20 protein-coding genes and 1 tRNA gene are annotated in these 26,363 nt (G+C 69.4%); 9 read left to right on the top strand and 12 right to left on the bottom strand.

Annotation, left to right across the window (positions count from 1 at the left end):
* A partial coding sequence (locus tag EPO51_RS17660; protein ID WP_293352948.1) for a dihydroxy-acid dehydratase domain-containing protein occupies positions 1-683 on the bottom strand: 683 nt, incomplete at its 3' end.
* Between the two features lie 503 nt (positions 684-1,186).
* Between EPO51_RS17660 and EPO51_RS17655 the strand changes: the two genes are divergently transcribed.
* Complete coding sequence (locus tag EPO51_RS17655) at positions 1,187-3,910, top strand: TonB-dependent receptor (RefSeq protein ID WP_293352946.1); 2,724 nt, start codon at positions 1,187-1,189, stop codon at positions 3,908-3,910.
* A 52-nt stretch (positions 3,911-3,962) separates the two neighbouring features.
* Here the strand turns inward: EPO51_RS17655 and EPO51_RS17650 are convergent, their stop codons facing one another.
* The 3 genes from EPO51_RS17650 to EPO51_RS17640 all read right to left on the bottom strand — a co-directional run bounded on the left by EPO51_RS17650 (position 3,963) and on the right by EPO51_RS17640 (position 5,769).
* Positions 3,963-4,220, bottom strand: coding sequence for a globin family protein (locus EPO51_RS17650; RefSeq protein ID WP_293352944.1), 258 nt, complete (start codon positions 4,218-4,220; stop codon positions 3,963-3,965).
* A gap of 110 nt (positions 4,221-4,330) precedes the next feature.
* Positions 4,331-4,807, bottom strand: a complete 477-nt coding sequence (locus EPO51_RS17645; RefSeq protein ID WP_293352942.1) for a glutathione peroxidase — start codon at positions 4,805-4,807, stop codon at positions 4,331-4,333.
* Positions 4,808-4,845: 38 nt separating this feature from the next.
* On the bottom strand, positions 4,846-5,769 hold the full coding sequence (locus tag EPO51_RS17640) for a Gfo/Idh/MocA family protein (RefSeq protein WP_293352940.1): 924 nt from the start codon (positions 5,767-5,769) through the stop codon (positions 4,846-4,848).
* Positions 5,770-5,858: 89 nt separating this feature from the next.
* Between EPO51_RS17640 and EPO51_RS17635 the strand changes: the two genes are divergently transcribed.
* Positions 5,859-6,860, top strand: coding sequence for an NADP-dependent oxidoreductase (locus EPO51_RS17635; RefSeq protein ID WP_293352938.1), 1,002 nt, complete (start codon positions 5,859-5,861; stop codon positions 6,858-6,860).
* Positions 6,861-6,927: 67 nt separating this feature from the next.
* A complete protein-coding gene (locus tag EPO51_RS17630; protein ID WP_293352936.1) occupies positions 6,928-7,833 on the top strand; it encodes a cobalamin biosynthesis protein CbiG in 906 nt (301 codons plus the stop codon).
* Here the strand turns inward: EPO51_RS17630 and EPO51_RS17625 are convergent.
* The gene (locus tag EPO51_RS17625) at positions 7,830-9,185 is read right to left on the bottom strand and encodes an MATE family efflux transporter (protein ID WP_293352934.1); all 1,356 of its coding nucleotides are present in this window, start codon (positions 9,183-9,185) and stop codon (positions 7,830-7,832) included. The genes EPO51_RS17630 and EPO51_RS17625 overlap by 4 nt on opposite strands.
* Before the next feature lie 232 nt (positions 9,186-9,417).
* Between EPO51_RS17625 and EPO51_RS17620 the strand changes: the two genes are divergently transcribed.
* The 4 genes from EPO51_RS17620 (at position 9,418) to EPO51_RS17605 (ending at position 14,584) form a co-directional block, all read left to right on the top strand.
* Entirely contained in the window at positions 9,418-9,951 is a 534-nt protein-coding gene (locus EPO51_RS17620) for an RNA polymerase sigma factor (RefSeq protein WP_293352932.1), read from the top strand.
* A complete protein-coding gene (locus EPO51_RS17615) occupies positions 9,941-10,879 on the top strand; it encodes a FecR family protein (RefSeq protein WP_293352930.1) in 939 nt (312 codons plus the stop codon). Before EPO51_RS17620 ends, EPO51_RS17615 begins: the two co-directional genes overlap by 11 nt.
* A gap of 80 nt (positions 10,880-10,959) precedes the next feature.
* Positions 10,960-13,362 (top strand): TonB-dependent receptor, encoded by a 2,403-nt coding sequence (locus EPO51_RS17610; RefSeq protein ID WP_293352928.1) that lies wholly within the window; start codon positions 10,960-10,962, stop codon positions 13,360-13,362.
* A 1-nt stretch (position 13,363) separates the two neighbouring features.
* Entirely contained in the window at positions 13,364-14,584 is a 1,221-nt protein-coding gene (locus tag EPO51_RS17605) for a ComEC/Rec2 family competence protein (protein WP_293352926.1), read from the top strand.
* Here EPO51_RS17605 and EPO51_RS17600 read toward each other — a convergent pair.
* From EPO51_RS17600 to glmU, 5 genes are read right to left on the bottom strand one after another with little or no spacing between them, the layout of a single operon-like run.
* Positions 14,581-15,966, bottom strand: a complete 1,386-nt coding sequence (locus EPO51_RS17600; protein ID WP_293352964.1) for a class II 3-deoxy-7-phosphoheptulonate synthase — start codon at positions 15,964-15,966, stop codon at positions 14,581-14,583. The two genes, EPO51_RS17605 and EPO51_RS17600, sit on opposite strands and share 4 nt — an antisense overlap.
* Positions 15,967-16,009: 43 nt before the next feature.
* Positions 16,010-17,203, bottom strand: a complete 1,194-nt coding sequence (locus tag EPO51_RS17595; RefSeq protein WP_293352924.1) for an O-antigen ligase family protein — start codon at positions 17,201-17,203, stop codon at positions 16,010-16,012.
* Positions 17,204-17,214: 11 nt separating this feature from the next.
* Complete coding sequence (gor, locus tag EPO51_RS17590; RefSeq protein WP_293352922.1) at positions 17,215-18,600, bottom strand: glutathione-disulfide reductase; 1,386 nt, start codon at positions 18,598-18,600, stop codon at positions 17,215-17,217.
* Positions 18,601-18,609: 9 nt separating this feature from the next.
* Positions 18,610-19,296: a ribose-5-phosphate isomerase RpiA gene (rpiA, locus tag EPO51_RS17585; protein ID WP_293352920.1), complete on the bottom strand. Its 687-nt coding sequence runs from the start codon at positions 19,294-19,296 to the stop codon at positions 18,610-18,612.
* A complete protein-coding gene (gene glmU, locus EPO51_RS17580) occupies positions 19,293-20,645 on the bottom strand; it encodes a bifunctional UDP-N-acetylglucosamine diphosphorylase/glucosamine-1-phosphate N-acetyltransferase GlmU (RefSeq protein WP_293352918.1) in 1,353 nt (450 codons plus the stop codon). The genes rpiA and glmU overlap by 4 nt, the downstream gene beginning before the upstream one ends.
* A gap of 110 nt (positions 20,646-20,755) precedes the next feature.
* Between glmU and EPO51_RS17575 the strand changes: the two genes are divergently transcribed.
* Entirely contained in the window at positions 20,756-23,014 is a 2,259-nt protein-coding gene (locus EPO51_RS17575; RefSeq protein WP_293352916.1) for a transferrin receptor-like dimerization domain-containing protein, read from the top strand.
* On the top strand, positions 23,004-23,720 hold the full coding sequence (gene gph, locus EPO51_RS17570; RefSeq protein ID WP_293352914.1) for a phosphoglycolate phosphatase: 717 nt from the start codon (positions 23,004-23,006) through the stop codon (positions 23,718-23,720). The genes EPO51_RS17575 and gph overlap by 11 nt, the downstream gene beginning before the upstream one ends.
* Positions 23,721-23,737: 17 nt before the next feature.
* On the opposite strand, the gene EPO51_RS17565 is transcribed toward gph, so the two are convergent.
* A tRNA-Val gene (locus EPO51_RS17565) sits at positions 23,738-23,812 on the bottom strand.
* 61 nt (positions 23,813-23,873) lie between these two features.
* Entirely contained in the window at positions 23,874-26,363 is a 2,490-nt protein-coding gene (locus EPO51_RS17560; RefSeq protein ID WP_293352912.1) for an ABC transporter permease, read from the bottom strand.

Genomic DNA, 26,363 nt, shown 5'->3' with positions numbered 1-26,363 from the left:
GCCGAGAGCGGCAGGGCCAGGCCGATGGCTTCCGACACGCAGGCCATGGTGTTGGCGGTGAACTGGCCGCCGCAGGCGCCGTCCGACGGACAGGCGTGCTGCTCCAGCGAGCAGAGATCTTCCAGGCTCATCTTGCCGGCCGAGTGCATGCCGACGCCCTCGAAGACGTCGACCACGGTCACGTCCCTGCCGTGCCATTGGCCGGGCAGGATGGAACCACCGTAGAGGAACACGCTGGGCACGTTCAGGCGCAGCATGGCCATCATCATGCCCGGCAGGCTCTTGTCGCAGCCGGCCAGTCCCACCAGGGCGTCGTAGCCGTGGCCGCGCATGGTCAGCTCGACGGAGTCGGCGATCAGGTCGCGGCTGACCAGCGAGGAGCGCATCCCCTCGTGGCCCATGGCGATGCCATCGGTGACGGTTATGGTGCAGAACTCGCGCGGGGTGGCGCCGGCCTTCTTCACGCCTTCGCTGACCGCATGCGCTTGGCGCATCAGGGCGGTGTTGCACGGCGCCGCCTCGTTCCAGCACGAGGCCACGCCCACGAACGGCTGCTCGATCTCACGGCTGCCAAGCCCCATGGCGTAGTAGTACGACCGGTGCGGCGCGCGCGATGGCCCCTCGGTCACGTGGCGACTTGGCAGCCTGGACTTGTCCCAGGATCCGTCCGGCTTGCGATGCATGGGAGCCTCCGACTTTTCGAGCGCCCTCTCTAGGGGTCGCCGGCGCCGGGCGGAAGAGCCGAGGCCTTCGGAGGCCAAACTCGACTCTGACGTGCGGCCTCGCGGGGTGTGCACGGCCATGCTGCACCGCCGGTAACACAGGTCCGCCTGCGATACGCCAAAGCCTTATTTCGTAAGGAGTCGAGATTATTTCGCGCCTGCGAATTTGAAGGCTAGTTGCGACTTATTCGCGGCGACATACAACAAAGAAGGCGCGCAAGCGGCGCGCCCTCAGGTTGTTCTTGGGATGAACAAAGTCAGAAACCGATGGAGATTTGCGCAAAACGCGAGCTCCTACAAGCACATTACGCAAGGACTCTTCCCATCCCCCCTTCCACTATATGACTCTTATTCAGTTATCGACGGTCACCATCCGTATTTGCGTTGACGCCCTCGCCGGCCTGCTTCAGCTTCCAACATTAAGCGCAGTTAATAAGCGCTCATGAAGCTGCGGGGAGGCAGTTATGAAATCCAGAGCCACACTGCTGGCGACCAGCGCCCTGCTGGCCGCTTCCATAGGCGCATCGGCGCAAGCCCAGGCCGTCAACGTCATTGAGGAACTGGTCGTCACCGCCGAGAAGCGGGAGCAGAGCCTTCAGGACGTGCCGGTGGCCATCTCGGCGTTCACCAGCAAGCAGCGCGACCTGGTCGGCATCAGCACCGTCCAGGACCTGACGAACTTCACGCCGGGGTTCACCTACCAGTCGGCCAACGACCGGGCGAGCATGCGCGGCATCGGCCGTCTGACCAACGTCCACTCGGTGGATGGCGCCGTGTCGATCTACATCGACGGCCTCTTCACCACCTCGACCGTGCTGGCCGGCGGGCCGCCGCTGGACGTGGAGCGGGTGGAGATCCTGCGTGGGCCGCAGGGCACGCTATACGGCCGCAACGCCATCGGGGGCACGGTCAACGTCATCTCGGTCCGTCCAACGGAGGAGTTCTACGCCGAGGTCCGCGCCATCGCCGAGAACTACGACTTCACGAACTTCCAGGCCGCCATATCCGGCCCGATCGCCGAGAACCTGCAGTTCCGCTTCTCGGGGTACAAGCTGGACCAGCGCAAGGGCTACTACACCAACGTCGCGGGCGGGCCGTCCGAGGGCAGCAAGCGCGACGAATACCAGGCCCAGTTCCAGCTGCAGGCCCAGCTCGGCGAGAACGCCGATTGGTGGGTCTCCTACAAGACGCTGGTCTGGCACAACCGGGGCGGCCCGGGCGCGCGCGCCGGCTTCCTCAACGGCCCCTACGAGACCGGGCGGACGGATCCCAACTTCTCGGTCGTCTACAACTCGGCGCACGGCTACTCGCCTGAGACCGGCGTCAACGGGATCGTCCCGGGCAGCCTGCGGCAGTTCGGCGGCACGGGCGTCACCACCAACCCGGCCCTGGCCGACTCGCGCGACTTCAACACCAACAACCCGCAGCGGGTCCGCCTGCGCGACGTGAATTCGCTGACGACGAACTTCGTCTATCACCTGCCCAGCATCGACATCAGGTATGTCGGCGGGTTCCAGGAGTACAAGTACGACCTCTACGGCGACACCGACGCCACCAACGTCCAGTCGTTCCAGATCCCGCTGTCGCCAGGGTCGATCTGCGGAACGATCGGCGGCCTGTTCGCGGCCGGCGTCTCACCGGTCAACTGTACGCCGCTGACGGTCAACGCCGACAACGTCTATCACTACTTTGAATATCCCAAGTGGATGAGCCACGAGCTCAACCTGTCGTCCACCCACGACGGGCCGCTGCAGTGGATCGCCGGTCTCTACTACTACAACGAAAAGTACACCGGCACCGGCAGCACGGCGGACTTCTTCATCCGCGGGCCGTCCAGCCTGCAGACCCCGATTCTCGGCGCCGCCGCGAACCCCGAAGGCACCTGGTCGACGGGCAACTACGGCCTGACGACCCGCAGCAAGGCGGTGTTCGGCCAGATCGACTGGCAGGCCACCGAGACCCTGAAGGTCACCGCCGGTCTGCGCTACACCAAGGACAAGAAGTTCGGGACCGAATACCGGCGCATCGTCTGCAACTCCGACGCCTGCTATCCTAGCCTCTACCCGGCCCTGGGCCTCGCCGGCTTCGGCCCGGGTACGGCCGCCAACTGGGGCAGCCTGCTCGGCAACCTGAACGCCGTGGCCCGGCTGGCCCCCGTCCTGGGCATTCCCGCCCTGGCGGGGCTGAACGGCCTCGGCAACGGCGCCATGGACCTCACCGACGCCCTGGCGCCGAAGAGTACGGCCGGCTTGATCGAAGGGGTCGCCACCCCGTCGGTCTGCACCGCCGGCGTCTGCCGGCAGTACGTGATCGGCCCCGACGGCGTGGCCAGCCGCAAGCTCAGCGACACCTCGGACGCCTGGACGGGCACCTTCGGCTTCCAGTGGGAGCCGGACGACGACACCATGGCCTATGCCCGCTACAGCCGCGGCTACAAGGCCTTCGGCTTCTCCGCCGGCGGCTTCCTGGCGGTCCCCAAGGCTGACGAGGAGACGGTCAACTCCTACGAGCTCGGCGTGAAGAAGAACTTCTCCACCGTCCAGATCAACGCCGCGCTGTTCTATCTCGACTATCGGGACCTGCAGGCGCCGGTGACCATCAAGGTCGGCCCGACCAACGTCGGCCAGTTCGTGAACATCGCGAAGTCCGAGTCCAAGGGCCTCGAGCTCAGTACGATCTGGCAGCCCGTCCGACAACTGCGCCTGACGCTCGACTACGGCTACAACCCGACGAAGATCAAGAAGAGCGCGACGCTCGTTGACGTGAACGACAACATCAACACGGGCGCCGTCAGCATCGTCGGCAATCGCCTGCCGCAGGCGCCGAAGCACAAGCTGGCCCTGAACGGAGCCTATACCTTCGAGATGGAGCCCGGCGCGCTCACCCTGGGCGCCACCTACCTCTACCGCTCGGAGGCCTACGCCAACGTCTTCACCCGCGAGTACAACAAGGCTCCGTCCTGGGATCAGGTGGACCTGCGGGCCTATTGGGCGCCGACCGGCGGCAAGTACACCGTGATCGCCTATGTGAAGAACGTGTTCGACACCGAGGGTTACGACGCGGCCCTCGCCGGCTCGAACCGCAACAACAGCGCGACCGTGGCGTCGGATCGGTTCGCGACGGGGGCCCAGAACCTCGAGCTGACCCCGCCGCGCATCTACGGCATCGAACTCCAGTACCGCTTCTAACCCAGCGTCGGGCACTGGATGGAGCGCTCCGCCGCGAGGCGGGGCGCTTCTTTCATCTGGACCCCGCGAGCAGGCTTTCGATCCGCGCGGTCCAGGCCGCGTCCGTCTCGGGCGTCCAGCCATCGGCCGCCTGTTCGCGACAGACGTCGCGCACGATCCAGAAGAACCGGTCGAAGACGTCGTTCGGCGTGCCGAAGCCGTCGTGGTTCATGCGCTCGGTCCGGACCAGGTTGAGCTGGTACGGCCCCGCCGGGTTCATGAGGCAGTCGAAGACCATGGTCAGCATCTCGGCCCGGATCGAACCAGTCACGTCACGGCGGAATCGCTCCTCGGTCTCGGGGAACTCGGCGAACAGGCGCGCATAGACCTCGGCCGACGGGTCGCCGACCTGTTCCAGCGACCGCTCGATAAGTTCGACGCTCAGAGGGCCGCCTCGATCGCCGCCGTGACCTCGGCGTCCAGCGGTTCGGTGCGCGGGCCGAAGGCGCGGATGGCCTCGCCGTGCTTGCCGATGAGGATCTTGTGGAAGTTCCACACCGGCACCGCCGGTTCGCCCAGCTCGGCCTCGGCCCACTTGTAGAACGGGTGAGCGTCCTCGCCTTTCACATCGACCTTCGAGGTCATCGGGAAGTCGATGCCGAAGGTGGTGCTGCAGAACGTCTGGATCTCCGCTTCCGTGCCCGGTTCCTGGCCCGCGAACTGGTTGCAGGGCACGCCCAGGACGACGACGCCCCTGTCCCTGTATTCGGAGTAAAGCTTCTCCAGCCCGTCGTACTGCGGCGTCAGCCCGCACTTCGACGCGGTGTTGACCACCAGCATGACCTTGTCCCTGAAGGTGGTCAGCGGCAGCGGCTGGCCGTCGAGGCTGTCGAAGGCGAAATCGTAGGCGCTGGACATGGGCGGTCTCCCGTAGGTGCGTCGGAAAGCTAACGCCCTTACGCCGCGTCCTCCAACGCCTGTTCCACCGCGATCGCCAGGTCCAGCGCCGCGATCGCTTCGTCGGCGGTGACGATCGGTCGGGGGGCCTCGCCGCGGACCGCCATCAGGAAGCCCTCGACGCTCGCGCCCAGGGGGTCGCTGGCGGCGGGCGTGTCGGCGAAGTCCGGATTGAGGCTGAAGGGTGTGGTGTTGCGGAACGTCCGGGCCATGAAGTCGATCTCGACCTCGCCTGAGGGATAGACGATCCGCATGGTCCGCTTCCGCGCCTCGGCCAGGCGCGAGACGTCGAGCACGGCGGAGAAGCCGCTGTCGAAGCTGACCTCGGCGCGGACGGCGTCCCAGACGCCGTCGGGGCCGCGGGTCCCCTCGGCCTCGGCGGTGACAGGGTCCGCCGAGGCGATCGCGAGGCAGAGGTCGATGTCATGCACCATCAGGTCCAGCACGGCGGAAACATCCCGGCTGCGGTCCGACGGCGGCCCATGCCGCAGGGCCTCCAGCCGCAGCGGCTGTTCGGGCACGTCCAGCAGGCCCATGGCCCGGAACACCACCCGCTCCTGATGGCCGCAGGCGACGACCAGGCCCTTGGCGGCGGCCGCGGCGCGCACTTTCTCGGCCTCCGCCACCGCGACGCCGATCGGCTTCTCGACGTAGACATGCTTGCCCGCGGCGATGGCCGCCAGCGCCTGGTCGGCATGGTGCGTCGCCGGCGAGGCCACCGTCACGACGTCGACGGCGGCCAGGAATTCGTCGAGGTCGGCGAAGGCGCGGCCGCCCAGCGGCATGGCGACCCTTGCCGCCCGGTCCGGGTGGACGTCGTAGACCCCGGAGAAGGTCACGCCCGGCAGCCGGGCGTACTGGCGCGCGTGATAGCCGCCGAACACGCCCGCCCCGATCACACCGCCGCGCAAGGTCTCGCTCATGGGCGGGCCGTTAGCACGCGCCGCGTCCTCGACGCCACCCGGCGGGAGTCGTACAGTTGTTTGAACAAGCCAAACCCCGAGGAAACCTGATGACCACCGTGCGCGAGATCCGCCTCAAGAGCCGCCCCAGCGGCCTGCCGACCGCCGAAAACTTCGAGCTGGCCTCGGTGGACCTGCCGGCCCCGGGCGAGGGCGAGGTGCAGGTGAAGAACCTCTGGATGACGGTCGATCCCTACATGCGCGGCCGCATGAACGACGCCAAGAGCTATGTCCCGCCCTTCCAGCTGGGCAAGGCTTTGGAAGGTGGCGCGGTCGGCGAAGTCGTCGCCTCCGGGGACGCCGGCTTCAAGCCGGGCGACCTGGTGCAGTCCAACCTCGGCTGGCGCGAGGGCTTCAATGCGCCGGCGGCCCAGGTGCAGAAGCTCGACACCCGGGGCCTGCCGCCGCAGGCGTTCCTAGGCGCCGCCGGCATGCCCGGCCTCACCGCCTACGCCGGCCTGCTCCGGGTCGCGGCGCTGAAGGACGGCGACGTGGTCTTCGTGTCCGGCGCGGCCGGCGCCGTGGGCTCCATGGTCGTCCAGATCGCCAAGGCCAAGGGCCACACCGTCGTTGGTTCGGCCGGCGGTCCCGACAAGGTCGCGTTCCTCAAGGCGATCGGCTGCGACCACGTCATCGACTACAAGGCGGAGAAGGACCTGACCGCCGCGCTCCTGCGCGCCGCGCCGGACGGCATCGACGTCTATTTCGACAATGTCGGCGGCGAACACCTGGAGGCGGCGCTCACCGCCGCCCGCCCCTTCGGCCGGTTCGCCATGTGCGGCGCGATCTCGATGTACAACGCCACCGAGCCGCCCCCCGGCCCGCGCAACCTCTTCCTGGTCGTCGGCAAGCAACTGAAGCTCGAGGGCTTCATCGTCTCCACCCACTGGGACATGCTGGCCGACTTTCATCGCGATCTCGCCCAATGGGTAAAGGACGGCAAGGTCACCTGGAAGGAGACCGTGTTCGAGGGCATCGAGAAGGCTCCCGACGCCTTCCGGGGCCTGTTCTCCGGGGAGAACCTCGGAAAGATGCTGGTGAAGCTCGGCTAAGGTTGGACCCGCGGGGACGAGGGCGTAAGAAGCCCTCGTCCCTCCCCCCGAGTTTTGGAGCACGGCCTTGCCGCGCCTGTTCAGCGCCTACGTGATTGTCGACTGGAGCGCGGCGGCCAAGCCGACCACCGGAGCCGATTCCATCTGGATCGGCGTGCTGAAGCGCGACATCCGCTTCCGCATGGCCTTCGAGAGCTTCAACCCCGCCACCCGGGCCGAGGCCGAGATCCGGCTGACCGCCATCCTCGACGACCTGAGGAAGCGCGGCGAGCGTGTCCTGCTGGGCTTCGATTTCCCGCTGGGTTTCCCGCGCGGGTTCGCCGCGGCGCTCAGCCTGCCCGGCGAACAGCCCTGGCGCGCGGCCTGGGACCAGCTCAACAAGATGGTCAAGGACAAGGCCGACAACACCAATAACCGCTTCGGGGTGGGTTCGGAGATCAACCGCCGTATGACCGGCGGGCCGTTCCCGTTCTGGGGCTGCCCGCCCAAGGACGCGCTCACCACCCTGCAGCCCAAGCGCACCCGCGAGCACGGGCCGGACGACCTGCCCGAATTCCGGCACGCCGACCTGGCGGCCAAGGGCGCAGCCTCGATCTGGAAGCTCTACTACAACGGCTCGGTCGGCGGTCAGGCGATCCTGGGCATTCCGTTCGTGCGCCGCCTGAAGCTGGCGCGTGGCGAGGACGCGGTGAAGGCCTGGCCGTTCGAGACGGGCTTCAAGGCGCTCACCGAGGCTGACCTGGCCGGCGTCGAGGTGGTGGTGGCCGAGGTCTATCCGTCCCTTCTGAAGCCGCAGGTGGCCGCGGGCGAGGTCAAGGACCTGGTCCAGGTGCGCACCACGGCCGAGCACTTCGCCCGCCTGGACGAGGCCAACAAGCTGGGCGCCCTGTTCGCTCCGCCGAAAGGGACCGCCGCCGACGTCGTCCTCGACGCCGAGCGTGAGGAAGGCTGGATCCTGGGGGCCGGAGCCTAGAGCGGCCTTCTGCTCAGGATCCAGAACCGGGTCAGCAGGAAGCCGCAGGCCAGGAAGCTCGCCGCGACCACCGCCCAGGTGATGCCGATCAGGCCCATGCCCATGGGGATCGCCAGCCACCAGGCCAGCGGCATCATCACGCCGATGTAGCTGGCCAGGTGGGTGATGGTCGGCAGCCAGACGTCGCCCCGGGCCCGCAGCGACTGGGCGGTGACCACCTGCAGCGCGTCGGGGATGAAGAACAGGCACGACAGGATCAGCGCCGGCGCCGCCATGGCGATGGTGGCCGCGTCGCGTGTGTAGCCGTGGGAGATCAGTTCCGCCGTGGGCCAGATGGCCAGCGAGATCAGCACGCCGAACACGAAGGTCACCACGAAGACGATCACCCCTGCCCGGTTCACCCCCGCCAGGTCGCGCGCGCCGTAGGCCTTGCCCACCAGCACCGCCGCGCCGGTCGCCAGGCCCAGCGGCACCATGAAGACGATGGCCGCCACATTGAGCACAATGGCCCAGGCGGCCACCGCCAGGCCGCCGATCCAGCCGGCGATGACGTTCATGCTGGCGAAGGCGGCGACCTCGAAGAAGTTCGAGACGCCCGCGCCATAGCCGATCCGCCGCTGCTGGATGGCGGCCGGCCGGTCGATCTCGGGCTTGCTGAACACCCCCAGCGCGCGCGCCTCGGGCATGCGGACGATATAGACCAGCATGGCCAACGCCAGGAACGTCCGCGCTCCGCACGTGGCCCAGGCGCCGCCCACCGCGCCCAGCGCGGGCAGGCCGAAGGTCCCCGGCACCAGCAGCAGGTTCAGAGCCAAGTTGACGATGTTGGCGATCCACATGGCCCAGGCCGCCGGCCCCGGACGCGACAGCCCCTCCAGCCAGAAGCTGGCGGTGACGCTCAGCGCATAGCCCGGCAACGACAGCGCAAAGACCAGCAGCGCGCGGCTGGCGCCGTCGGCCAGGTCCTTTTCCAACCCGATGGCCTGCAGGAACGTCGGACCGGCGGCCAACAGGATGGCCGTCGAGACGATGCCGATCCAGAAGCTGTAGACCAGCCCGCGCCGCAGGACGGCGCCGGTCAGGTCACGCCGCCCCTCGCCGATCCGCCGGGCGGTCATCACCTGCACGCCGGTCAAGAGACCGACCGCCATGGTCAGGATCACGCTGGTCGGAGCCCAGGCGAGCGCGTGGTAGCCGAGCTGCTTGGCCGAGTAGTTGCCGACGACGATGGCGTCGCACAGCCCCATGGCCATGATCCCCAGGCGCGACAGCACCACCGGCCCCGACAGGGTCAGGAGCTGGGCGAGATCGGTGCGGACGAGCGAACGCTCCTGGGCCGCTGCGCGGTCCATGACGGGCAACCTGGGTTTTCAAAGAGGCGCGGACACTGGCGCCCACGTCAAAATTGGGCAAGCCCAGCTTTGCCGCCGCCAGCCGTCTGTGCTCCGCCGTGGCCGCGAGGGCACAACGGCGGAGGCGCCCAAGGAGGCGGCGCTGGCGCCGATCGCGCGAGCCGGCGACCAGGAACCGTTCGTCTTGTCACGCGGGGGCCGTACATAGGCGCGGAGGCAATGGCGGATCGGGATGGCGGAGGCCAAGACCACGCGGAAGGACGGCCTGACCGGCTGGGTCGGCGAGCACGACGCAGCCCTGCGCTCGTACGTGAGCCGACGGCTGGGCGACCGCGCCCAGGTCGAGGACGTGGTTCAGGACACCTATCTGCGCCTGCTGCGCGCCGGCCAGGACACGGAGACGGTGCGGAACCCGCGGGGATTCCTGTTCCGGATCGCGTCTAACCTGATAGCGGACACGTTCCGCAGGCGCCGGTCGCGCCAGGAGGACGTCGGGTTGGAAGGGCCGCTCGCCCACGTGCTGAGCGATGAAGGCGTCGCCTCGCCGGAGCGCCGGCTGATCGGCCGCGCCAGCTTGGAGCGCCTGGAGGCCGCACTAGCGGACCTGTCGCCCAAGGCTCGCGCCTGCATCCACCTGGTGCGCTTCGAGGGGCTGACGCCACGCCAGGCCGCCGCGCAGCTCGGACTCACCGAGAAGGCGGTGACTCGCCAACTCGAACGCGCCCTTGCCACCCTTGCTCGCCGGGTGAACGACGATGAGCGATGACACGCGAGGCCCCGGCGAGGGGAGCCTGGCCGAGGCGTCGGCCTGGCTGGTGCGGCGGCAGGCCGGCGGTCTCGACGCCGAGGCGCAGGCCCAACTTCGCCGCTGGCTGGCCAAGCCTGAAAACGCCGCGGCGCTCGCCGCCACGCTCGACGCCTGGTCCGCCTTGGGGGCCGATCCTGGTCTGGCTCGCCGCACGCGACGCTCGGCGGCCGGCGTTATCGCGGGGCGCGCCGCCGTTCCCGCGGCGGCGGCGCTCTGCATCGTCCTGGCGGGCTGGGGCTGGGTCGGATCGGTCCGCACCGAGGCCTTCTCCACGGGCGTCGGCCAAACCCGCATCGCCTCGCTGCCCGACGGATCGAGCGTCCGGCTCGACGCCATGACCACGATCCGCGTCCGCCAGGACCTGCTGTCACGACGCGTGGACCTTGTGTCCGGCCAGGCGGTGTTCGAGGTGGCCAAGGACCGCCGGCGACCCTTCAGCGTCAGCACCGACCAGATGAAGGTGACCGCCCTCGGCACCCGATTCACGGTCTCGGATGGCCCTCTGCGCGACGACGCCGCCCTGCTGCGCGGCCGGGTCGAAGTCACTCACCGGGCCAGCGGCCGCAGAGTGGAACTGGCGCCCGGCGAAGCCGCCTCGGCCGGGGTCGGCGGCCTCCTGACGGCGCGGACCGATCCCGAGACCGATCTGGCCTGGACCCGCGGCCGCATCGTTCTGCGCGACGTCCGCCTCGCGGAGGCGGTGGATCGCTTCGCCCGCTACGCGCCGGGGACCGTCACGTTCGGCGACCGCTGGCTCGAGAGCCTGCGGGTATCGGGCTCGTTCCGCACCCAGGAACGCTCCGCCTTCCTGCAGTCGGTCGCCGATCTGAACGGCCTGCGCCTGGAGCATCCCTCACCGGAAACCTGGCGGCTCGTGCGTCCGTGAAATTTTCGCGACGGACGGGGATCACGGCCCCGCCCCGCGTCTCACCCGGCAGAGCAGCATCGTTTGCACGGGGGAATTCCATGGTTATCCGCACACTGGCCGTCGTCGCGGCCGCAGCCACGCTGGCGACCCCCGCCGTCGCCTCCGCCCAGGCCCGCACCTACGCCATCGCCAGCCAACCGCTGGACGCCGCCCTGCTGCAGCTCGCCCGCGAGGCCGACCGCGGCGTCGCCTTCACACCGGAGGTCGTCGCCGGCCGCCGGTCCGCCGCCGTGCGCGGCGCGGTCGGTTTCGATGCGGCCCTGGCCCAGATGCTCCAAGGGACCGGCCTCACCTATCGGATCGGCGAAGGCGGCGTCGCCACGATCATGCGGCGGCCGGGCGGCCCCGCGCCTCGGCCGGCCTCGCCGACGCCACGGCCGGTGGCCGCCAAGCCCGCAGGCGCTGACGGCGAGGTGGGCGAAGTGATCGTCACCGTCCAGAAGCGCGCCGAGCGGGCCCAGTCCGTGCCGATCGCCATGACCACGGTGGACGGTCGCACCATCGAGAACCTTCGCCTGGACAACCTGCGGGACGTCTCGCGCCTCACGCCTGGCCTGCTCGTTTCCACGTTCAGCGCCAACAGCCCGGTCATCGCCATCCGCGGCGCCAGCAACACCTTCCAGCAGATCGGCGTGAACAAGCCGGTCTCGATAGTCGTCGACGAGGTGTTCATGCCCCGCAACACGGTCGCGGTCACCGAGCTCTTCGACCTGGCGTCCGTGCAGGTGCTCAAGGGGCCGCAGGGCACGCTGTTCGGCCGCAACGTCACCGGCGGCGTCATCGTGATCGACACGGGCGTCCCCAGCCTGACCCAGGCTTCCGGCACGGCCCAGTTCAGCTACGGGAATTACAACACCATCCAGCTTCGCAGTTCGGCATCCACGCCGCTGGGCGACAAGGCGGCGGCGCGGTTCGCGGTCTCGTTCACCGACCACGACGGCTACGGCCGCGACCGCCTCACGGGCCAGGCGCTCGACGACTTGAAGAGCCGCAACCTTCGCGGCCAGGTCCGACTCGTTCCGACCGAGGACCTGGAGTTGCTGGCCAGCGCAGACTATGGCGACGACCACAGCGCCGGCCGCACGCTGTCGTCCAAGACCCAGGGCTCCGACGGCGACCGGCGCACGGCGGAACTGGGCGTCCGCCAGCGGTTCGACCGCACGCTCTGGGGCGCCTCGATGCGGGCGACCTGGAACGCGCCGATCGGCCTGCTCACCTCGGTCACCGCCTTTCGGGAGTCCCAGTCGGGCGAGCTCTATTCGGGCGTCGGCGCCAACTTCGCCTTCCTGACCAGCGGGACCCAGGCGGTGAACGACGACGCCGACCACCTGGAGACTTTTTCCCAGGAGATCCGCTACGCCTCGCCCAAATTCGCCTTCGGGGACTTCGTCGCCGGCCTGTACTACCTCGACGAGGACGCCGACCGCCGCCTGCGCCAGTTCGGCCTGGCCGCCCGCACCGGGGCGGTCGCCAGCAACGTTCGCCTCACCCAGGCCGTGTCGTCCACCAGCCTGGGGCTCTTCGTGGACGGCGGGATCAACTTGCCCGCCAGCTTTCGCCTGACCCTCGGCGGCCGCTACACCCGCGACAAGAAGGAAGCGTCGCTCCAGCGCGCTGACCTCCTCAACCCGGCGGCCGGATTCAGCCTCTCAGGCCTGGAGAAAAGCTGGAGCGAGTTCACGCCGCGCGCCGTGCTGAGCTGGACGCCGACCCGGGAGATGATGGCCTATGCCAGCGTCGCCAGGGGCTTCACCTCCGGCGGCTTCAACACCGAGGCCGCCACCCCTGCCGCCCTCGCCACACCCTTCGCACCGGAGACGGTGGTGAACTACGAGGCCGGCGTGAAGTCGCAATGGTGGAACGACCGCGCACGGCTCAACGCCTCGGTGTTCCACATGACCTATGACGACAAGCAGGAGCTGCTGTTCAACGGCCTCACCCGGGTGCTGACGATCATCAACGCCAGCGAGGCGACCTCGAAAGGCTTCGAGATCGAGGCGACGATCGTGCCGATCGCCGGCGTCAGCCTGGGCGCCAACTACGGTTACCTCGACACCCGGTATGACGACTTCATCATCCCCGGCGGCGCCAACAACACCGGCAACCGGCTGGGGTCGTCGCCGAAGGTCAAGTACAGCCTGCTGCTCGACGTGCGGCGGCCGCTGGCCGACCTCGGCTACGCACTGGCCTCTGCTTCCTACACCCGGACCGGCGGCTACTTCACCGGCGCGGCGCGGGACCCCAACCTGTTCGTCGCCGCCTACGACCTGCTGAACGCCTCGGCCGGCTTCGAAACCCGTGACGGGCGCCTCCGCGTGATGGCCTGGGCCAAGAATCTCGGCGACACGGACTATGTGCTGATCCCGTCGACCCAGGGCGTGCTGGGCGAATACCTCGGCGAGCCGCGCACCTACGGCGTCAGCCTGACGGCGCGGTTCTGAGATGCCGACCCGCCGCCGGCTGCTGGCCCTCCTGCTCGCGTCGGGCGCGGGACCGGCCATCGCCCAGGAGACCCGGGATCGGCCGGGCGCGCCGCTGTCGCCCTGGCGTCCCGGTGAGGTGGACATCCACCACATCGCCACCGGCCGCGGGGACAGCGCTCTCGTCGTGGGGCCGGACGGCCGCACGGTGCTGATCGACGCGGGCGCCTCGGCCAGCCCGGCCGAGTCCTCGACGCCGGCGCGGCCGGACGCCAGCCGCAACGCCGGCGACTGGATCGGACGCTATGTGCGGCGACGGTTGCGCGACACCGGCGGCCGCCGGCTGGACCATGCGCTGGTCACGCACATCCATCCCGACCACGTCGGCGATCCGGCGGTCGGGACGGCGGATCCGCGCGGCTACGCCCGCACGGGCCTGAGCGCCGTGGCCGAGGTCGTCCCCATCGGAGTCATCGTCGACCGCGGGGCCCCGGACTATGCCGTGCCGGCCGTCGGCGGCGACCCGACGTGGCTCAACCACCGCCGCTTCGTGGCGGCGCGGCTGAGCGAGGGCGGACGAGTGGAGCGCGTGCGGGTGGGCGATCCCGAGCAGTGCGGCCCGGCGGGCGGCGGCTTCGAGATCCGGCCGCTGATCGCCAATGGTGAGGTCTGGACCGGCGTCGGGCGCGCGACCCGCGACCTGTTCGCCTCCCGGGCGCCCGGCGACGTGATCGACGAGAACCCCTGCTCCATCGGCCTGCGCCTCAGCCACGGCCGCTTCCGCTACTTCACCGGCGGCGACCTGGTCAGCTACACGGCCGACGGCGCCCTGCCCTGGCGCGACGTCGAGACCGCCGCGGCCCGGATCTGCGGCCGGGTCGATGTGGCGGTGGCCCCGCATCACGGCATGTTCGACGCCGTCGGAGCCGAGATGGCGCGCGCGCTGCGGCCGCGGGCCTGGGTGATCCAGGCCTGGCACGCGGCCCATCCGGGCATGTTGCAGCTCGAGCGGATGTTGAACGCCCGGCTCTATCCCGGTCCGCGCGAAGTGTTCGCCACCGGCCTCACCGAGGCCAGCCGGATTACGAACGATCGCCTGGTGCGGCGCATGGCCGCCAGCGACGGCCACGTGATCGTCCGCGTGGCGGCCGACGGCGGTTCATTCCGGATCGTGGTCACGTCCAACCGCGACGAAACGGACACCGTGACCGGCGTCCACGGGCCGTGGCGCGCCGGGGTCTAAATCCCCGCCGCCACCCGTTGCGACAGGTCCACGCGCTCGTCCTTGAGCTTCTCGGCCACCAGGAACGCGAGTTCCAAGGCCTGCTCGCCGTTGAGGCGCGGGTCGCAGTGGGTGTGATAGCGGTCGGCGAGATCGCCTTCCGACACCGAACGGGCGCCGCCCAGGCACTCGGTGACGTTCTGACCGGTCATTTCCAGATGCACGCCGCCGGGGTGGACGCCCTCGGCCTTGCAGACCTCGATGAAGGTCTTCACCTCGGAAAGGATGCGGTCGAACGGCCGGGTCTTGTAGCCGTTGGCGGCCGTGAGCGTGTTGCCGTGCATCGGGTCGATGGCCCAGACGACGTTGCGGCCCGAGGCCTTGGTCGCGCGCAGCAGCCCCGGGAGGCGGTCCGCGATCTTGTCGTAGCCGAAGCGGCCATACAGCGTGATCCGCCCGGCCTCGTCCTTCGGGTTCAGCGTCTCGATCAGGCGCAGGACGTCGTCGCCCTCCATGGTCGGGCCGCACTTGATGCCGATCGGATTGCGGATGCCGCGGAAGTATTCCACGTGCGCCCCGTCCAGTTGGCGGGTGCGTTCCCCGATCCACAGCAGGTGGGCCGAGGTGTCGTACCACTCGCCCGAAGTGCTATCGACGCGGGTCATCGCCTCCTCGTAGCCCAGCAGCAGGCCCTCGTGGCTGGTGAAGAACTCCACCTGGTGCAGGGTCGGCTGGCTCTCGGGCGTGACCCCGATGGCCTCCATGAACTGCAGCGTCTCGCTGATCTTGTCCGCGACCTCACGGTATCGCGCGCCCTGCGGGCTGTCGGCCACGAAGCCCAAGGTCCAACGGTGGATGTTGTGCAGGTCGGCATAGCCGCCGCCCGCGAAGGCGCGCAGCAGGTTCAGCGTCGCGGCCGACTGGCCGTAGGCCTGCATCAGGCGCTGCGGGTCCGGGATCCGCGCCTCGGGCGTGAACTCCATGCCGTTGATGTTGTCGCCGCGGTACGACGGCAGCTCGACGTCGCCGATCTTCTCGACCGGGGACGAGCGCGGCTTGCCGAACTGGCCGGCCATGCGGCCGACCTTCACCACCGGCTTGCCGCCGGCGAAAGTCAGCACCACCGCCATCTGCAGGATCAGGCGGAAGGTGTCGCGGATGTTGTCCGCGGCGAATTCCTTGAAGCTCTCGGCGCAGTCGCCGCCCTGCAAGAGGAAGGCCTTGCCGGCCGCGACGTCGCCAAGGAGGCTTTTCAGGCGACGGGCCTCGCCTGCAAACACCAGGGGCGGCATCTTGCGAAGGGTGGTCTCAACCCGCGAAAGCTCGGCCATGTCCGGATAGTCGGACGGGATGTGCTTGGCGGGTTTTCCTCTCCAGGATGCGGGCGTCCAGTGTTCGGTCATCGTCTTCACTCAGAACCGCCGGTTGTTCGACGGGCCGGGCGTTTTACTCGTAATGACCCGCAGCGTCGATGGGCTTGGCCGTCGCGGCCTCCTCGGCGTCGCCCAGGGTGGCGATCACCGCGGTGAGGGCCGCGAGCGCCAGCCACCATTCCTGCCAGACGCCGAAGCTGACCACCCCGAAGAACAGGTATACGGCGGCCGACCCGGCGGTGGCGGACGCCACCAGGCTGCGCTGGTCCCGAGCCATTCGGCGGAAGGCGAAGGCGTAGGCGAGCGCCGCAGCGGTGGCGCCCAGCAGGCCCAACTCCAGCCAGACCTGCAGCGCCCCGTTGTGGGGGTGGAGCACGATGTGCGGGCTGAACGCGCGGCTGGAATCCAGGCCCCAGCCGCGGAACGGATGCTCGGCGATCCGCTGCATGGCGTAGGTCCAGTAGCCGACCCGCTGCTCCCACGAGTCCGGCAGGCGCCGGCCCAAGCCCAACAGGTGCATCGCCAGGATCAGCAGCGGCATCACCAGCACCAGGCCCGCCGCGCCCAGCGCCAGCGCCTTGGGCCCGGAACGCGGCCAGACCCAGACCAGGCCGCCGACCGCGACCGCCAGCCCGACCGCCAGCACCGGCGCGTCGGACAGGAAGTTGTGCGCCAGCAGCACCGTCCCCGCCGTCATGGGCAGCGCCAGCCAGGCCGGCGCCCCGGCCCGCAGCCCACCCGCCGCCGCCACCGGCCACAGCAGCGCCAGGACGAAGCTGCCCTGCGCGACATTCTTGCGGCCGAGGTCCGCCCGGATGGGGTCGCCGATGGCGTCGCGCAGGCCCCGGTAGATCGCCGCGCCGGTGAACGCCTCCACCAGCAGGATGGCGCCATAGGCGGCCAACCCCCACGCGAAGACCTGCAGCGCCAGCCGCCGCAGCCTCGGATCCGCGCGGCGGGCCGCGGCCCAGGCCGCCCAGTAGAGCGGGAGCTGCAGCAGCAGCTTCAGCGCGACGCTGTCCTCCAGCTCGCCGGGCTTGTGGATACTCCAGAACATCGAAAACGCCGCCCAGACGACAGCCGCCGTCAGCACCACCGCCAGCGGCGCCTCGCGCCGGCCGATCTTCAGCGCCGGCAGGCACAGCAGGCCGACCACCGCCAGCAATTGGAAGCCCAGAGGGCCCAGCCAGGCGAACAGCGGCGTCAGCGCCGCCATCCCGACCAGCACCCAGCCGCACCAGACGCCCAGCCGGTCGTCGGTTCTCAACGTAGCTGTCGTCACGCCACCTGGCCGAGCGACGGCGGGAGGTGCTTCTCGCGCATGGTCACCAATTCCTCGGCCAGGGTCGGATGCACCGCGCAGGTCGAGTCCCATTGGGGCTTGGTGACGCCCATCTTGATGGCGACGGCGGCCATCTGGATGATCTCCGGCGCGTCCGGCGCCACCACGTGGCAGCCGAGGATCTTCTCGCTCCCCTGCTCCACCACCAGCTTCATCAGGCAACGCACGTGGCCGCCGTAGAAGGTCTCCTTCATGGGCCGCAGGTTAGCCATGTAGATGTCGATCTTCGGTCCGTACTGATGGCGCGCATCGGCCTCGGACAGGCCCACCGAACCCACCGGCGGCTGTGAGAACACCGCCGAGGCCACCATCTCATGATCGAACCGCGTCGGTTGGTCATGGAATACGGTGAGCGCGAACGCCTGCCCCTCGCGGATCGCCACCGGGGTCAGGTTGATGCGGTTGGTGACGTCGCCCACGGCCCAGATGTTGTCGACGTTGGTCTTCGAATAGTCGTCCACCTTGATCGCGCCGGTCTCGGCCAGTTCCACGCCCGCCGCCTCGAGCCCAAGGCCCTCGGTGTAGGGCTCACGGCCCACAGCGAACATGACCACGTCGGCGTCCAGGTTATGTCCGTCGACGCAGGCCGCGACCAAACCGGCCTCGGTCTTCTCGATGCTGCCGATCTGGGCGCCCAGGCGGATCTTGACGCCGCGCTCTTCCATCTGCTGCGCCACGTGGCTGCGGACGTCGTCGTCGAAGCCGCGCAGCAGGTTGGGGCCGCGGTGGACCAGGGTGGTGTCGACGCCCAGACCGTTGAAGATGCCGGCGAACTCCACCGCGATGTAGCCGCCGCCCACGATCACGATCCGCTTGGGCAGTTCGGTCAGGTGGAAGGCCTCGTTCGAGGTGATGGCGTACTCGAGCCCCGGCAGGTCGTGGGGCATCCAGGGCCGGCCGCCCGTCGCCACCAGGATCTTGGCCGCCGTCACGCGGCCCCGGCCCTCGACCTCGACGGTGTGGCGGTCGATCAGCCGGGCCTTGCCGTGGACCAGTTCGGCGCCGGCGTTCTGGAGGTTGCGGACGTAGATGCCGGACAGGCGGGCGATCTCGTTGTCCTTCGCCATCAGGAATCGAGGCCAATCGAAGCTGGTCTCTCCGATATCCCAGCCGTAGCCGCGGGCCGTCTCGAAATGCTTCGAATATTCAGAAGCATAGACCATGAACTTCTTAGGCACGCAGCCGCGGATGACGCAGGTGCCGCCGACGCGGTGTTCTTCGGCGACCAGCACCTTGGCGCCGGACATGGCCGCCACGCGCGCGGCGCGGACGCCGCCCGAGCCGGCGCCGATGACGAAGAGGTCGTAGTCATGCTCCGCCACTGCGGTCTCCTAAGGTTCAAGCTCGACGACGCCGTCCGGCGTGCCGATCAGGGCGCGGTCCGCAAGGTCGAGGAACAGGCCGTGGTCCACCACGCCGGTGACGCTCTTGAGCGCCGCCGCCAGGGCCGCCGGCTCCTCGATCCGACCGCAGTGAGCGTCATAGATAAGGTTGCCGCCGTCGGTTCTTACAGGCTCGCCGTCCTTTCGGCGAAGCATGGGGACGATACCGAGATCGCATTCCGCCAGCGCGTCGCAGATCCGGTCGGCTGTTGTCTTGTGCCCGAACGCGACCACCTCGATCGGCAACGGGAATTTCCCGAGGATTTTCACATTTTTGGCGGCGTCGGCGATGACCACGCAGGACTTCGACGCCTCCCAGACCAGCTTCTCGCGCAGCAGGGCCGCGCCGCCGCCCTTGATCAGCGACAGGCCCGGCCCGATCTCGTCCGCGCCGTCGATGGTGAGGTCGATACCCCTGGTCTCGCCCAGTTCGCCCAGCCGGATGCCCAGGCCGGCGGCCAGATCGGCGGTCGCCTGCGAGGTCGGCACGCCCACGATGTCCAGCTTGCGCTCGGCCAGGGCGCGGACGAACCAGGCGGCGGTCGAGCCCGTGCCCAGGCCCACCACCATGCCGCTCTTCACCAGGGCGGCGGCGGCTTCGCCGGCGGCCCGCTTCTGGGCGTCCGGATCGTTCATTTGCCTTTCGAGGCCTTCTTCTCGGTCATCCGCCTGCGGAACGCCGCCGCCCAGCCATCCTTCTGCACCTGCTTGCCCCGGGCGACGGCCAAGGCGTCGGGCGCCACGTCCTCGACGATCACCGAACCGGAGCCGGTGTAGGCCCCAGCCCCGATCCTAACCGGCGCCACCAGAGCCGAGTTCGAGCCGATGAAGGCGCCCTCACCCACGTGGGTGTCGTATTTGAAGAAGCCGTCGTAGTTGCAGAAGATGGTGCCGGCGCCGATGTTGGCGCCCGCCCCCACCGTGCCGTCGCCCAGATAGCTGAGATGGTTGGCCTTGGCGCCCTTGCCGACGGCGACCTTCTTCACCTCCACGAAGTTGCCGATGTGGGCGTCCTCACCGATGTCCGCGCCCGGCCGCAGGCGGGCGTAGGGCCCGATCAGAGCGCCCTCGCGCACGAGGCAGCCCTCCAGGTGGCTGAACGCCCGGATCACGGCGCCGGTCTCCACCTTCACGCCCGGCGCGAAGACCACATAGGGCTCAACGGTCGCCCCGGCGGCGATCTGGGTGTCCCAGGCGAAGAAGACGGTTTCCGGCGCGGTCATCGCCACGCCCTCGGCCAGGAACCAGGCGCGCCGCCGCTTCTGGAACTCGGCCTCGGCCTGGGAGAGCTGCATGGGCGTGTCGGCCCCCATGACCGCGGTCTCGGGAGCCACGCTGGCCCGGACCAGGGCCTCTTCGGCCACCGCCTCGGCGATGATCGCGGTCAGGAAGTATTCGCGCTTGGGATTGTCGTCGGTGATCCGCGACAGCCAGCGGAACAGGTCGGCGCGTCCCGCGAGGTACATCCCGGCGTTGCACAGGCGGACCTGCTTCTCACCGTCGCTGGCCTCGCTCGGCTCCACCACCCGCATCACATGGCCGTCCGCGCCGCGGATGATCCGGCCGTACAGCAACGGATCGACCGGCTCGAACCCCAGGATCGCCAGCGCCGCGCCATTGCGGCGCAGGGTGAAGAGCGGCTCCAGATCCTGGGCCTGCAGCAGCGGCGGGTCGGCGTTGACCACCAGCACGTCGCCGTCGAAGTCGACCAGGGCGTCGTGGGCGCACAGCACCGCGTGGCCGGTGCCCTTGGGCGGGTCCTGCACCACGACCGCGGCCTCGCCGAGGCGCTTCACCACCAGGTCGCGGACTTCGGGGATCGTGCCGACCACCACGTGGATCCGCTCGCAGCCGGCCGCCCGTACAGTGTCGATGATGCGGTCCAGCAGCGTGCGGCCGCCGACCTTGTGCAGCACCTTCGGCGTCTTGGACTTCATCCGCGTGCCGTGGCCTGCGGCCATGATCACGGCGGCTCTGGCGGTCATTCGGCTCTCCCGGTGCAGCTCGTCTGAGTCTTCTCACCCCCCGCTTAGCAAGCCTTGTGGCGAGGCGCGAGAAGGCGGTAGCGTCCGCCCCGTCCTTCGGGGGAGTCTTCATGAAATCTCATTCGCGTCTCACCGCCCTTCTCACCGCGGGGGCGCTGATCGCGCTCGCACCCGCCGCCGCCCAATCTGCCGACGCGGCGCTGGAGGCGAAGTTCGACGGCATGATCAACGACGCCGAGATGGGGGGCTGGCTGAAGACCATGGCGGCGGAGCCCAACCACGTGGGCTCGGCGCACAACAAGCTCAACGCCGAGATGACCTTGGCCCAGTTCAAGGCCTGGGGCTGGGACGCCAAGATCGAGACCGCCTGGGTGCTCTACCCCACGCCCAAGGAGGTCCTGATCGAACTGGCCAGCGGCCCCGGCGCGCCGTTCAAGGCCACCCTGACCGAGGCGCCGGTCCCCGGCGACGAGAGCTCCAGCCGCACCAAGGACGAGCTTCCGGCCTATGTGGCCTTCCAGGGCGACGGCGACGTCACGGCCCCGCTGGTCTACGTCAACTACGGCATGCCGGCCGACTACGACGCCCTGGAGCGCCTGGGGGTCTCGGTGAAGGGCAAGATCGTCATTGCCCGCTACGGCGCCGGCTGGCGCGGCCTGAAGCCCAAGCTGGCGCAGGAGCACGGCGCGGTCGGCGCGATCATCTATTCCGACCCGCGCGACGACGGCTATTCCGTGGACGACGTCTATCCCAAGGGCCCGGCGCGTCCGGCCAACGGCTTCCAGCGCGGCTCGGTGGCCGACATGACCGTGTTCCCGGGCGACCCCACGACGCCAGGCTACGGCTCCAGCAAGGACGCCAAGCGCGTACCGCGCGAACAGGCCGAGACGATCCTGAAGATCCCGACGCTGCCGATGTCCTACGGCGACGCCCAGGTGCTGCTGAAGGCGCTGGACGGCCCGGTGGCGCCGGCGAGCTTCCGGGGCAGCCTCCCGATCACCTACCATGTGGGCGGCGGCGAGACGGCCAAGGTCCACCTGAAGGTGCTCTCGGACTGGAGCCTGAAGCCCGCCTACAACGTGGTCGGGACGCTCAAGGGCAAGGAAAAGCCCGACGAGTGGATCGTCCGCGGCAACCACCGCGACGGCTGGGTGTTCGGCGCCTCCGACCCGCTGTCGGGCCACGTGGCGATGATGGGCGAGGCCAAGGCCCTGGGCGCGCTGGTCAAGGGCGGCTGGAAGCCCAAGCGGACGATCATCTACACCAGTTGGGACGCCGAGGAGCCGATGCTGCTGGGCTCCACGGAATGGGCCGAGACCCACGCCGCGGAACTCAAGACGAAGGCGGTGGTCTACATCAACTCTGACTCCAACAGCCGCGGATTCCTGGACGTGGGCGGCAGCCATTCGCTGCAGCACTTCGTGAACCAGGTGGCCGCCGACGTGAAGGACCCGCAGACGGGAGTCACCGTCGGCCAGCGCCTGCGGGCCGGCCTGGCGGTGCAGGCCGAGGCGCCGGGCGCAAATCCGCGCGCCGTGGCGCTGGGCAAGATCGCCGCCGACCCGGCCAGGGACCTGCCGATCGACGCCCTGGGCTCGGGCTCGGACTATTCCACCTTCCTGCAGAACCTGGGCATCGCCTCGCTCAACATCGGCTTCGGCGGCGAGGGCGACTCGGGCGGCGTCTATCACTCGGCCTACGACACCTACGAGCACCACAGCCGCTTCGTGGACCCGGGTCATGCCTATGCCGGCGCGCTCGCCAAGTACATCGGCCGGACGGTGATGCGGATGGCCGACGCCGAGACGACGGTGCAGCGCTACGGCGACTTCGCCGACACGGTCTCGGGCTATCTCGACGAGGTGAAGAAGCTGGCGGACACCACCCGCGATCAGGCCGCCGCCCGCACGCGCCTACTGGCCGCCGGGGCCTACAAGCTTGCCGACGACCCGACGATCCCGCGCGCCGACCCCGGCCCCCTCGCCGCCTCGCCGAAGATCGACTTCGCCCCCATGGACGGCGCGGTCGCAAAGCTGAAGACCAGCGCCTCGGCCTTCGACACCGCGCTCGCCGCCAAGGGCGCCACACTCACGCCGGCCCAGAAGAAGAAGTTGGACGCCGCCCTGCTACCGCTGGAGCAGCGCCTGCTGCGGGAAAAGGGGCTGCCGTTCCGGCCCTACTACAAGAACATGATCTACGCCCCCGGCCGCTTCACCGGCTACGGCGCCAAGACCCTTCCCGGCATCCGAGAGGCGATCGAGGAGCGCCGGTTCGACGACGCGGCGACCTATATGGTCCTCACCGCCGAGGCGCTGACCGACTACGCTTCCGGCCTCGACGCGGCGACCGCGGTGATCAATGGCGGCTAGCGCTCTTGAGGGCGCCGTCATCGCCTTCGACCTGGACGGCACGCTGGTCGATACGGCCCCCGACCTGATCGGCACGCTCAACGTGCTGCTGAAGGACGAGGGGCTGCCCGCCCGGCCCCTGGACGAGGCGCGGCCGTTCATCGGCCGCGGCGCGCGCTGGCTGATCGAGCGCGGCTTCGAGGCGGCGGGCCAGCACCTGCATCCCGCCCGGGTGCAGCCGCTGTTCGACCGCTTCATCGCCCACTACCTGGAGCACATCGCGGACGAGAGCCGCCCCTTCCCGGGGTGCGAGGCGGCGCTGGACGCCCTGAAGGCCCAGGGCGCCAGGCTGGCCGTCTGCACCAACAAGCGCACCGACCTGTCGATGGCTCTGCTGGAGGCGCTGGGACTCGCCGACCGGTTCGAGGCGGTGATCGGCGCCGACAGGGCTCCGGCCATCAAGCCCGACCCCCGCCATCTCCAGGCGGCCGTGGACGCGGTCGGCGGCGACATCGGGCGCACGATCCTGGTCGGCGACGCCGCCACCGACGCCGGCGCGGCGCGGGCCGCCAAGGCGGGCCTGATCCTGGTCAGCTTCGGCTACACCGAGATCCCGGCCGAGGACCTCAACCCGGATATCCTGATCCACAGCTTCGACGAACTGCCCGAGGCCTGCGGGCGGCTGTTGGGCCGGACGTGGACGCCGGAGCGCACGGCGAGAGCCTGATGTATCGGGGACGAAAATGGTGGATGCGACAGGGATTGAACCTGTGACCCCCTCGGTGTGAACGAGGTGCTCTCCCGCTGAGCTACGCATCCGCCGCAGGAAGTGGCGCGCTATAGCGGTTCGGATTGCGCGCCGCAAGCGCCCAAGTCCCCCCTATTCGTACCGCAGCGCCCGGGCCGGTTCGCTGCGGGACACCCGGATCGCCTGTTCGGCCACCGTCAGCACGGCGACGGCGACCGCCGCCAGGCTGGGGACCAGGAAATAGGCCGGGTTGAGGTCGATCCGCTGGTCGAAGCCCGAGAGCCACGAGCGCATGGCGAACCAGGCCACGGGCCAGGCGATGAGGTTCGCCCACAGCACCGGCCGCAGGAACTCGCCGACCAGCAAGCGCAGGACGTCGGCGGTCGAGGCGCCGAGGGTCTTGCGGATGCCGATCTCCTTGATCCGCCGGCTGGTGTTGAAGGCCGCCAGGCCATAGAGGCCGAGGCAGGCGATGGCGGCGGACAGCACCGCGCCGACCGCGAAGAGCTGACCGCGCCGCGCGTCCCCATCGTAGAAGGGCTTCATGGCCACCTGGACGGTCTCGGCGCTGAACGGCGTGCCCGGCGCCAGACGCCGCCACTGCGCCTCCAGCCGCTGGCGCACCAGGGGCATGTCGGCTTCCCGCACGCGAACGGCGGCCGACCAGCTCGAGGCCTGGCCGACCCGGCCGAGGTGGCTGTTCATCTCGTAGAATTGCGGCGGCGGGGAGATGCGAGGCGAGACGAACCGCACGTCACGCACCACGCCGACGACGGTCATGAGCGAGCGCCGGCCGCTGGTGGTATGCCCCCGCATCAGTTGCTGCCCGATCATGCGGGCCGGATCCTTGAAGCCGTAGAGGCGTGCGGCGCTCTCATTGACCATGATGTTCACGCCGCCGCGCGCCGCTGTCGCTTCCGCGTCCAGTCCCATGCGGTCGTCCAGGCCGTGGGCCATGTCCAGCGGTCGGCCGGCCGCCATGGTGAGGCCATAGGTGCGGACATAGTCCGGCCCGATACGCTCGTACGTGATTACCGGCTCGACGGCCGGGTTGCTGGCCAACTGAACGTTTCCGTTGGACTCGTCCCCGGTGGCCGGCCGGCGATCCGAGGCGGTCGCGGAGATCACGCCCGGCGTCGCCCGAAAGGCTTCGAGGATCGTGCGCATCTGGGGCGCGACTTGGGGGTCTCCGAGGCGCTGCACGATCAACAAGCCGTCGCGGCGGAAGCCCACGTCGGCGCTGCGCAGGAACTGTATCTGGCCGAAGATCACCGCCGTGCAGATCATCAGGGTGATCGCGATGGCGAACTGGCCGACGGCCAGCACCTCGCGCGCCCGCGTCCCGGCGCGGCCTCCGCCCGGCGTTCGCGCCGAGGCCAGCACCGAGGCGGGGCGGAAGCCCGACAGGGCCAGCGCGGGATAGGCGCCCGCCGCCAGACCCACCATCAGGCACAGGCCGGCCAGCGGCAGGGCGACGCCGTCGGCGCCGAAATAGGTCATGGTGATCGGCTCGCCCAACATCGCACTGACACCGGGCAACGCCAGCTCGACCATGGCGGCGGCGATCAGGCCGGCCACGCAACTTACGGCGACGGATTCGGCCACGAACTGCACCACCAGCGCCCGGCGCGTGGCGCCCATCACCTTGCGGACGGCGACCTCCCGCGCCCGCATACCGGATCGCGCCGTGGCCAGGCTGACGTAGTTGACGACGGCGATCAGCAGGATGACGGCCCCCATCACACCCAGCGCGCCGACGAACAGCGGATCGACGCCGGGCTTGAACGCCTCCGTCGTGTTGGCGTCGTCGAAGCGCGTGGAGGTCAGGGGGATCAGCCGATAGTTGATCATGTCGCTGGCGGGTTTCGGGAGCTCGATCGCCTCACGGTCGATGAACGCCTTCAGGCCGGCCCTGACGCCGGCGATGTCGGACGGGTCGCGCAGGCGGATATAGCTGTACAGCATCGCGCTGCCCCACCGATGCAGCTGCTCCTCATGGTTGGGCAGAACCTCGGGGCTGAACCGCGCGACGAAATCGAGCACCAGGGTCGTGTTGGGCGGCAGGTCACGCATCACGCCGGTGACGCGGTAGTCGCGGAGCCGACCGTCGATCATCACCGTCAGGCGCCGCCCGATGGCCCGCTCGCTGCCGAAATACTTGCGCGCCATGGCCTGACTCAGCACCACGCTGGACGTGTCGCCCAGCGCGGTCGCGCGGTCGCCCGCCACGAACGGCAGAGGGAAGACGTCGAACACCGACGGATCGGCCAGGACGAAGCGCTCGTAGTTCTGCTTGTCGCCGGCGCGGACGATGTACGGCCCTTCCATCAAGCGCGCCCCGGCCTTGATCTGCGGGAAGGTCGCCAGCAGACGCGGCATCATCACCGGCTGGGTGCCCGGCCCGTCCTTGGGCGCTCGGCCCGGCCAGGTGCCGACCAGGTTCATGCGGTAGACGGACTCCGCCCCTGGGATCCAACGGTCGAAGCTGCGTTCGAAGCGGACCACCAGGAACAGGATCGTGCAGACGGCGATGCCGAGCGCGAGGCCCAGGGTGTTGAGCGCCGCGTAAAGCCGGTGGCGGGTCAGGGTGCGGTAGAGCGAGAGCGCGTAGTTCTGCCACAT

Source organism: Phenylobacterium sp. (assembly GCF_004297125.1).
GTDB lineage: Bacteria > Pseudomonadota > Alphaproteobacteria > Caulobacterales > Caulobacteraceae > Phenylobacterium.
Note: the sequence above shows the minus strand (reverse complement) of the source record. Positions and strands in the feature narration are given on the sequence as shown.